This is a genomic window from Thermoactinomyces sp. DSM 45891, assembly GCF_900119485.1.
In the GTDB taxonomy this organism is placed as follows: Bacteria; Bacillota; Bacilli; order Thermoactinomycetales; family Thermoactinomycetaceae; genus Baia.
The window spans coordinates 119,835-129,818 of record NZ_FPJZ01000004.1 but is presented as its reverse complement, the minus strand read 5'-3'; the positions used below and the strand labels follow the sequence as shown (position 1 = coordinate 129,818).

The window sequence follows — 9,984 nt, the reverse complement described above, 5'->3', positions numbered from 1 at the left end:
TAATGCACCGCGGGCCCATCCGTAAGTGATAAATCTTTTACTCGTTCTTCATGCGAAGATCAAGATTATCCAGTATTAGCTCCGGTTTCCCGAAGTTATCCCAGTCTTACGGGCAGGTTGCCCACGTGTTACTCACCCGTTCGCCGCTAGGAGCTAAAAGCTCCTCGCTCGACTTGCATGTATTAGGCACGCCGCCAGCGTTCGTCCTGAGCCAGGATCAAACTCTCCAAAGAGTTTGAGCTAAGCTCAATTTAAAGTAATTAAACAGGTCTTGGTTCATTCACTCTTTAGTTTTCAAGGAACACTTGCTTTTTTGTTTGTACCACCGTATCGCGGCGACATGTAATAATATATCATGTCCCAAAAAGGGAGTCAACAACTATTTCAAAAAATATAGGTTTAGATCAAAAAAAACTGTACTGCTATTAAGTACGCTAAACCCGGAAGCCCTAAAACACCTGTAATCGACACTGTAATTGGATTAATTGCTATTGCGAATCCAAAAAATGTACCAATCCAGTTTACTACAAGTAGCACAACACCACCAATCACCGAATACATAACACCTCGCCACATCCATCGTAACGGCTTTACGACTGATCTGCTGACAACCATAAACAAAACAACTCCTAGAACTCCAGCTATCATCCACCATTTAATAAGTTCCACAGCTTGTCACCCTTGTCCATTTTTGTTTTGTTCTCATTCTATGTTCACAACCTCCAACGTATGCAAAAAGAAGAGCAGCCGACATAATCAGCTGCTCTCCTCTATAATATAACTATAGTTCTCTTCTGCCTTCTAATGCTTTTGTTAGTGTAACTTCATCTGCGTACTCTAAATCTCCACCTACCGGTAATCCATGAGCAATCCGAGTTACTTTTAACCCAAAAGAACGAACTAATTTCGAGAGATACATAGCCGTTGCCTCCCCTTCGATATTGGGATTGGTTGCAAGAATCAATTCCTTAACCGTTTCATCTCCTAGCCTTCTAAGGAGATCCGGTATCTTTAACTGTTCTGGACCAATGCCTTCAATCGGAGAGATTGCACCGTGTAACACGTGGTATAAACCATCAAACTCCCTCGTTCGCTCCATTGCCATCAAATCCCTTGCATCTTGAACCACACAGATCGTGCTACGATCTCGCTTGGAATCGTTGCAAATATAACAGGGATCTTGATCGGTGATGTTTCCACAAACAGAGCAAGTACGTAAATCCCGTTTAGCACGCACCAATGCCTTAGCAAAATCCATTACATCTTCTTCTTCCATCCGAAGGACAAACATCGCCAAACGTTGAGCCGACTTCGGACCAATCCCTGGCAAACGAACAAAACTCTCAATCAGTTTCGAGATCGGTTCAGGTACATACACTGGGAGACACCTCTATCCTGTTTCTAAAACAACCCAGGGATATTCATTCCACCTGTAAACTTACCCATATCTTTATTTACTAGCTCTTCCACTTGTTTGAGTGCTTCATTGAACGCTGCCGTGATTAAATCTTGAAGCATTTCTGCATCATCTGGATCAATTACTTCAGGAGCAATTTCAATTCCGCGAAGTTGTTTGTGACCGTTCATCGTCACCTTCACCACGCCGCCTCCGGCTGTCCCTACTACCTCTTTGCTTTCTAATTCTTCTTGGGCTTTTGCCATCTCTTGTTGCATTTTCTTAACTTGCTTCATCATTTGATTCATGTTACGCATTCAAATCATCCTTTCTTGTATAAAACTAGTCCTTTTTAATCTGAACTAGATCTTTCCCGAATATAGTGATTGCTTGATCCAAAATGGCTGAATCCCTAGCTGAACCCATTTGATTAGGGGATTCCTGTCTCTTAGATACTACACGATCCTCTACCATTTCAGAAGAGCTTTTTTGCTGCTCGTCCGACTGAACTAACTCCCAGTCACTCCACATAACCGTTTGAATTTGATAGGTATGTTGCAGGGTTTGCGAAATTACTTGCTCGATAATGCCCCGATTCGGTTGTCGTTCAGTGGTTTCGCAATGAATCTCGGTTTTAAAAGCCAAAATAACCATTTGATCTGTCGCAGCAACAGGCTCTCCATTGACTAGCCAAGCATGCACAGTCACCCGTTCGTTTCGTACTTTATTCAAGATATCGCTCCATGATTGTTGAATCCTTTGCAACGCTTTCGGTGATATTTTTGCAAGTAGCTGCGGGGACAGCTTTTTACCTTTTTGAATAGTAGGTTTCGAAAGGGATGGTCTTGGCGCTACTTCAGCTGGCAAGGATTCCCGATTCACCACTACTTGTGATTGATCATGCGAAGGTTGAGCCAGCCTCTCCACTATTTTCTCCAATTGTTCTATTTTTTGATGTAGCAATTGGATTTCCTGTGAGGGAGGCCTGAAATCTCGATCAGAACTGACGCACTCATTCATAGCTCTGAGCAGAGACATTTCCAAAAAGATCCTCGGGTTACTGACATGCTTCAAGTGGGGTTGATCCTGAAGTAGGGAGTCAAGGATTACCTGGAGTTGTGCAGTTGTTACTTTCATTGCTAATTCTGCGGTAGGTCCATTTTGCTCTGCTCCTTGCAACTTTGCTACTTTAGGTGCTGTTTGGATAAGCAGCAAATCACGGCAAGTATAAACGAGATCGTAAAGAATACGATCAGGCTCATTTCCTTCTGCTGAAAGCTGATCCAACAATTGGAGTATGAGACTAGGATTCCGTTCATGTATTCCTTGAATTAACTGATACATAGTCTCTTTACTCACAATTCCCAGAACCGACCTAACCACTTCTTCAGTAAGAACTTCCCCTCCAAATGCAATCGTTTGATCTAATAGACTCAAGGCATCCCGCATTCCGCCATCGGCCGTACGAGCTAAGGTGAATAAAGCTTGATCTTCATATCGAATCTGGTTCGTTTCACAAATCAGCTGTAAACGTTTCACAATCACTTCAAAGGATATCCGCCGAAAAGAAAATCGCTGGCAACGTGAGATAATGGTGGGAAGCAGTTTATGCGGCTCTGTTGTCGCTAGGATAAAAATAACGTGAGGCGGTGGTTCCTCCAATGTTTTCAATAGGGCATTAAATGCTTCTGTCGTCAACATGTGTACTTCATCTATGATATACACTTTATATCTCGCTTCGGTGGGTGCGTATTTTACCTTATCCCGTAGATCTCGTATCTCATCTACCCCTCGATTCGATGCGGCATCCATCTCAAACACATCCATCGAAGAACCATCTGTAATTTGACGACAAATTTCACACTGATTACATGGCTCTGCCGCAGGACCATTTTCACAATTTACGGCCTTGGCAAAAATTTTCGCCGCACTCGTTTTTCCCGTCCCTCTAGGACCACTAAATAAATAAGCATGTGATAGCTGTTGCTCCACAATTGCATTTTGAAGCGTTCGAGTCACATACTCCTGTCCTACCAGATCTTCAAAACGTTGGGATCTCCATACTCTGTATAAGGCGCGATAGGACATAGAAAAAACACTCCATATCGATTCAAATTCTACTTCATTCTTATCTGCTTCTTTTATGATACTATATCAAGCGGCAAACACCAAAAAGAAAACCCACTAAAAAAAGTGGGCTTTCTTCGCTGGAAGGGCAACCGTAAAAATAGTACCCGTAGCGCTTGATTCTACGGAGATGGTACCGTGAAAGCTGTCAATTAGCTTTTTACAATTATATAGTCCGACTCCTGTACCATTTTTCTTAGTCGTGTAATAAAGATCAAAAATTCTAGAAAGGTTTACTTTAGGAATTCCGCACCCTTCATCCTTTACATGAATCGAAACATTCCCTTTTTCGGGATCGTAATCCAGTTCGACTACTACCCCTCCCCCCTCCTTAGACGCTTCCATCGCATTGATACAGAGGTTCATAATCACATGTCGAAGTTCAAGTTCATTTGCAACGACAGGGGGGATTTCTCGATTCCGATCTTCAAAATAAAGATGAATTCCTTTATTCGAAGCATGACCTTGTAAAAATCGGACGGTATCTTGAAGGGACTTCTGGGGATGAATGATTTCTAAACTGTTTTGTTGCTCCACTTTGGCAAAGCTCGAAAATTTTTCTAGTGAATTTTGTATAAACTCTAGGTACTGATGCCATTGTTCTGGTTTGCTACCGCTTTCATTTTCCCTTTCCATCTGGAGGAATCCCTTAAAGCAAGTAAACGCATTTTTTAAATCGTGAGCCGTATTTGATGCAATTAAACCCAAATGCGATAGCCGATCCATATGCTTGATGTTCTCTTCTAGCATCTTGGGTACCGTTATATCTTCGATGGTTACATAAAAATCATTCTTGCTTTCACATTCAAGGGGAACCGATTTAAATAATAGATATCGATCACACCCCTTAACCGTCCATTTGATTTCCATTTGTTTTTCCACTTGCAAATCCTCAAAGAAATCATACAATGCTCTGAGGTTGTTTCGATCCATCGGTCGTAAATTACAAATAACAAACCATTGTCTGTCAAGAAGCGTTTTGGCTGTAACTCCCAGAAAACGCTCTGCATAACGGTTCATTTCACGAAAAATCAGATATTCATCTAAATAGAGATATCCAATTCCCATCTTTGATAACAAAATCTGTTCAGGACGCTCCATGTTGTAGTTTGGCAATAGAGTCCGTAACTGGTATGCCCTCGGACTATTCGTACTAACTAACGTTTGTCGATCCGTATTAACCATACCTTTTCCACCACACTATAACTCGCCTCAAGACCATGGCATCTCAGATCCTCCGGGTTGGAATGGAAGGAATCCCTATCGCATCCCTACCATTTTTAAGTATTTACTTCACTAATTCGCTTCTAACTTCTAACTTCCTTCTTTTGGTAAAATATATTTTGTTAAAATTGAGTCCGTGTCAGTTAGTCAGGATTCCTCTCTTCCTCCTTAAAACTAAAATAAGTCAACTCCATCATGAAGTTGACTTACCTCTCGTATGTAGCCGTGCACCAATCTCTGACTCAAACAACCTATACGGCACCTATCACTCTTGCTCCGATCAGGCAACCCTACGGCACACGAACGATCTCCCTTAGTGCTGCTTCCTTCCGGATCTGACACGGTTCAGAAGTGCTCGTTGCGTAGGACCCAATCTTCAACACAGGACTGATAGACCTGCTATAAACTGAATAAAGCCTCGGATTGGAATTCAGCCCCGCTACAGCGGATTGCGGGTTACAGGGCACCGCTACCTCCCCACCTAGCACGGTAATAGTTACTATAACACAGAATCCATATACAAGGCAACGCAGGCGATGAGGATTCCGAGCAACACAGATTCTAAAATGTAAGCGTCAGTTGATTGCTTTCTGGTAGGTCGATCAAACAGCCATATCCTTTCAATGAATCCACAACCGTTCCACTTGCTTTCGTTCTCTTTTGGAAGTCATCAATGGATAAAAATTCCCCATTTTTTCGGGATTCAGCCATATTTTGTGCTACGTTCGCACCCAGCCCCGGGATGGTAGCAAACGGAGGAATAAGGAAATCCCCATCGATCATAAATCGGGATGCATGAGATTGGTAAAGATCAATTGGCTTAAATTTAAACCCCCTCGCATAGAACTCTTGCGCCAATTCGAGCGCTGTAATAGAAGATCTCTCTTTCGGTGAAGCCGAGTAATTTTTCTCTTTCTCTTTAATATCGAGAGTCGTTTTTCGAACTTGCCCTTCTCCCTTTATAATATTTTCTAAATCAAAGGAGGATAAGAGCCTGTAAAAAAACGCAGCGTAATAATGGATGGGCATATGAACCTTGTACCAAGCAATCCGCACCGCCATCGTTACATAAGCACAAGCATGCGCCCGTGGAAACATATACTTGATCTTTTTACAGGAATCGATATACCACTCAGGTACATTATTCTTACGCATCTCTGCTTCAAACTCTGGTGAGAGACCTTTCCCTTTTCTTACTTTTTCCATAATATCGAAAGCAACTTTAGGAGCTAACCCTTTATACATCAAGTAGCTCATAATCTCATCTCGGGTACAAATCGTTTCAGAAAGCTTATGCCCTTTTTTTACTAGTTCATGGGCATTACCTAGCCATACATCTGTTCCATGAGAGAGCCCTGAAATCCGTACCAGCTCTGAAAAGGTAGCGGGTCGGGTATCCTCTAACATCTGCCTAACAAACCCCGTTCCAAACTCTGGAATCCCCAATGTCCCCACGGTAAGCCCACCAATATCTTCTGGACTGATCCCCAACGCTTCTGTGCGATTAAAAATACTAAGTACCTCTTTGTTATCCAGTGGCAATCGAACAGGATCGATACCCGATGTATCTTGCAACATCCGCAAAGTCGTAGGGTCTTGATGAGCTAGTAAGTCCAGTTTCAATAATCGGCCTTCAATCGCCTTATAGCCAAAGTGAGTAGTGGGTGCATTCGCCTCGGAGTCATCGGCGGGATATTGAACAGGAGTAAACTTCAATACATCACTGTCTTGCGGTACAACCATTAATCCACCTGGATGTTGACCCGTTGTCTTTTTTACTCCTACACACCCACTTGCTAATCGCTGGATTTCGGCATTTCGCAGGGTAAGCCCTTTTTGTTCAGCATACTTCCGAGCGTATCCATACGCCATTTTATCTTGTACCGTACCGATAGTCCCTGCCCGAAATACACTGGACTTCCCAAGCCATTCCTCAGTAAATGCATGAATTCGATGTTGATATTCACCTGAGAAATTGAGGTCGATATCAGGGGTTTTGTCTCCTTCGAAACCAAGAAATGTTTCAAACGGAATATCCTGTCCATCTTTATATAAGAGAGCATCACATTTTGGACATCTTTGATCTGGCAAATCGTATCCTGTCTCATAAGAACCATCGGTAAAAAACTCACTGTATTGGCAGCTCGGACATCGATAGTGTGGTTGCAGTGGATTTACCTCTGTAATAGAGCTAAGTGTAGCGACTAAGGAAGATCCAACCGATCCACGAGACCCCACTAGATATCCATCCTCATTAGACTTCATGACCAGTCTCCGGGCGATGATATAAATCACAGCAAATTCGTTCCCGATAATGGAATCAAGCTCTCTTTCGAGACGTGACGACACAACCTCAGGCAGTGGATCCCCATACCACTCTTTCGCCTTTAGATAACAAGACTCGCGTAACTCTTCTTCTGCTCCTTCAAGTTTCGGGGCAAATAAGTCGTCTGGAAACGGCTGAAATGATTCTACTTGCTCTGCAACCTTTTGCGGATTCGTTAAAACAATCTCTCTCGCCTTTTCGTCTCCTAAATAAGAAAAGCCTTGTAGCATTTCATCCGTTGTGCGCAAATATGCTGGAGACGTGGAAACAGGTTTTCCTGGTTGACTCATATGCAAGATCGTCCGGTGGACCGCTTCCTCAGGCTGGATATAGTGAGCATTTGAAGTAGCAACCACAGGTTTGTTAAGCTTCTCACCCAGCCGAACGATCAGGCGATTAGCCTCCTTTAATCGCTCTGTACTTTCCACTAGTCCCTTTTCTACTAAATGCTGATTTACTTCAATCGGCTGAACTTCCAAGTAGTCATAGAATTTTGCTACTTCTTCTACTTCCTCTGGTGCTTTGTTAAGTGCACATTCATATAGCTCACCTTGTTCACAACCTGAACCGATCAACAAGCCTTCTCGGTATTCTTCTAATTTACTTCGTGGAATTCTAGGAACACGGTAAAAATATTCCAAGTGAGATAGTGTCACAAGCTTATAGAGATGATATAGTCCGATTTCATTTTTAGCCAATAATACTGCATGATATGGACGGCTCTTTTTCACATCAAAGCATTCCAGATTTTGATTTAAATCCAAGAGACGTGTCAGTCCTCGCTTCATCGATTCCTGTACCATTTTCCAGAGAATCGTTCCCGTTGTATCAGCATCGTATATCGCTCGGTGATGCTGTTCCAATGTTACTCCCAAATACTTCGATAGCGTGTTTAATCGATGATTCTTCATAGAAGGATATAAAAAACGAGCTAACTCCAACGTGTCCAATACCGGATTTTCAATGCGAGGCTGATTCATCCGCTTTACTGCTTGTTGTAGGAATCCCATATCAAATCGAGCATTATGAGCAACCAATATAGAACTACCAATAAAATCTACGAATCTCTGGACCACATCACCTATTTCAGGGGCATCAACTAACATCTCATCCGTAATATGAGTCAAATTTTTAATCGTATCTGTCAGAGGTCTATGTGGATTCGCAAACTCGGAAAACCGTTCTACAACCAAGCCATTTTGAATCTTCACCGCCGCTAGCTCGATGATTGTATCGTGCACAACGGAAAGCCCCGTGGTCTCTACGTCAAATACCACATATGTTTCCTCAGACAACTCAGTCTCTCTTGGGTTTATTACAACCGGGACTCCATCGGAAACAATATTGGCTTCCATCCCATAGATAAGCTTAATCCCTTTTTCTTTCGCAGTTTCATACGCCTTTGGAAATGCTTGAACCACACCATGATCCGTAATCGCAATAGCCTTATATCCCCATTGAGAGGCTGTTTTGATGAGATCGGCAGGACTGGTTAAGCCATCCATCGCAGATAGTGAGGTGTGAGCATGTAACTCCACCCGATTTTCACCTGATGTATCTTTTCTAGTCGTAACTTGTACCTCTACAAAATCATGCGCAATCATAGCCAACTCACGGGAAAACGTATCTTCTCTCACTGATCCCCGGCATTTCAACCATGTCCCTACCTTAACCTGCTGAACCATACCCATATTTTCTTTTTCGGCAAAATACTTAACCGTTAGGGAATCCGTATAGTCAGTTAGGAAAAACGTAAATAAAAATTTTCCTGTTCTCAGCTCTTTGGATTCAACCTGGAATACTTTACCTTGAATGGTAACTCGCTTCTCCTCCTCTTGAATTTCGCGAATCGGTAAGGGTGCATCTTGAATAGATGTACCTATTTTGATCACTTTTGCCCCCTCGTCAGTAGATCTACTTGCTTTGCTCTGCTCTATCAAAACAGCTTGTTCTTTCAATGTTTGCTCTACAATCGCCTTCTCTGTTTCGATCTTTTTCTGAACAAACTCTTGTTTATGTTCCTCGGCCGGCATATCAGCCAAAAGGATAACAGGTAGACAAACTCTTGTTAATTGTTCGTAATATTTAGATATAAGATAATCCACGCGAACACGCTCAGCTAACTGTTTCATTGTTGGATGTGGAAATAAAATATCGATCTTCTTTCCATCAAACCTCCACTCCGCCTGGGCTAGCCAACTGCTTGCAGACCTCGTATGATTTTCTTCAATTTGTTTTTGAATCCACATTTTCGACTGGGTGAGGGCGATTGAATGATTAATGTGAGAATAGGTGTAGTGAGTATGAACACAAATGGGCTGATAAAATTCCTGAAGTCTTTTCTCAATCTCACTTGTTCTATCAAACGGTAGAAAGGTAGGCATCTCGAAATGAATTTCCCACGAATTCTGATCGAGAACGACCTCCACCTTTACAATCCTGCCTTCTCGATACACTTCGTACCAACTCCAAGGCAACTTAGCGTCCTCAAATAAGTTTTTCATTGGATCAGACATATGTATGGCTCCTTTTGTATGGTCACAATTCCATCATCTTCTACAAGGAATCCAGAAGTCCTTCCATCACCTAATAATTCAAATAATAAATAAGAGCTTCACAAAAATTTACAACATATAACTAGTCATAAAAATGTAAATATTATATAAATAAAGTAAGGAATACAGCTAATAAGGAGGGATTTTATATGATCCAACCTATTCTCTGGGATTCCTGTGACCATTGTGGCGGAAAAGTGATCCGCACCGATAATGGCGGATATCGTTGTACCGAATGTGACCAACCGGCAGAAGTATAACATAGAAAAGAGATACTATTCTAAACGAGGAATAGTATCTCTTTCATCTAAGCAGACGACTTATTTTTACACTTTACGATTGGGAAGCTCAACCAT

Annotated in this window: 6 protein-coding genes, 1 rRNA gene and 1 other RNA gene; all 8 read right to left on the bottom strand. The window is 42.2% G+C overall.

What is annotated here, in order from left to right:
- Positions 1–233 (bottom strand): 16S ribosomal RNA (locus BT147_RS06255); the annotation flags it as partial.
- 166 nt (positions 234–399) lie between these two features.
- Positions 400–669 (bottom strand): pro-sigmaK processing inhibitor BofA family protein, encoded by a 270-nt coding sequence (locus BT147_RS06250; protein ID WP_083426424.1) that lies wholly within the window; start codon positions 667–669, stop codon positions 400–402.
- Between the two features lie 112 nt (positions 670–781).
- Positions 782–1,378 carry a recombination mediator RecR gene (gene recR, locus BT147_RS06245; RefSeq protein WP_072332324.1) on the bottom strand — a complete coding sequence of 199 codons (597 nt, stop codon included), beginning with the start codon at positions 1,376–1,378 and terminating at the stop codon, positions 782–784.
- Positions 1,379–1,401: 23 nt separating this feature from the next.
- Positions 1,402–1,713 carry a YbaB/EbfC family nucleoid-associated protein gene (locus BT147_RS06240; RefSeq protein WP_072332321.1) on the bottom strand — a complete coding sequence of 104 codons (312 nt, stop codon included), beginning with the start codon at positions 1,711–1,713 and terminating at the stop codon, positions 1,402–1,404.
- Positions 1,714–1,738: 25 nt separating this feature from the next.
- Positions 1,739–3,484, bottom strand: a complete 1,746-nt coding sequence (gene dnaX / locus BT147_RS06235; RefSeq protein ID WP_072332318.1) for a DNA polymerase III subunit gamma/tau — start codon at positions 3,482–3,484, stop codon at positions 1,739–1,741.
- 96 nt (positions 3,485–3,580) lie between these two features.
- Positions 3,581–4,708: an ATP-binding protein gene (locus BT147_RS06230; protein ID WP_072332315.1), complete on the bottom strand. Its 1,128-nt coding sequence runs from the start codon at positions 4,706–4,708 to the stop codon at positions 3,581–3,583.
- 262 nt (positions 4,709–4,970) lie between these two features.
- Positions 4,971–5,237, bottom strand: an RNA gene (gene ffs, locus BT147_RS06225) — signal recognition particle sRNA large type.
- A 71-nt stretch (positions 5,238–5,308) separates the two neighbouring features.
- The gene (locus BT147_RS06220; RefSeq protein WP_072332312.1) at positions 5,309–9,589 is read right to left on the bottom strand and encodes a PolC-type DNA polymerase III; all 4,281 of its coding nucleotides are present in this window, start codon (positions 9,587–9,589) and stop codon (positions 5,309–5,311) included.
- Positions 9,590–9,984 lie beyond the last annotated feature (395 nt).

Coding starts and splice junctions, on each gene's coding strand:
- dnaX (WP_072332318.1), bottom strand. CDS start 3,484: ATGTCCTATCGCGCCTTATACAGAGTATGGAGATCCCAACGTTTTGAA.
- BT147_RS06240 (WP_072332321.1), bottom strand. CDS start 1,713: ATGCGTAACATGAATCAAATGATGAAGCAAGTTAAGAAAATGCAACAA.
- BT147_RS06220 (WP_072332312.1), bottom strand. CDS start 9,589: ATGTCTGATCCAATGAAAAACTTATTTGAGGACGCTAAGTTGCCTTGG.
- BT147_RS06230 (WP_072332315.1), bottom strand. CDS start 4,708: ATGGTTAATACGGATCGACAAACGTTAGTTAGTACGAATAGTCCGAGG.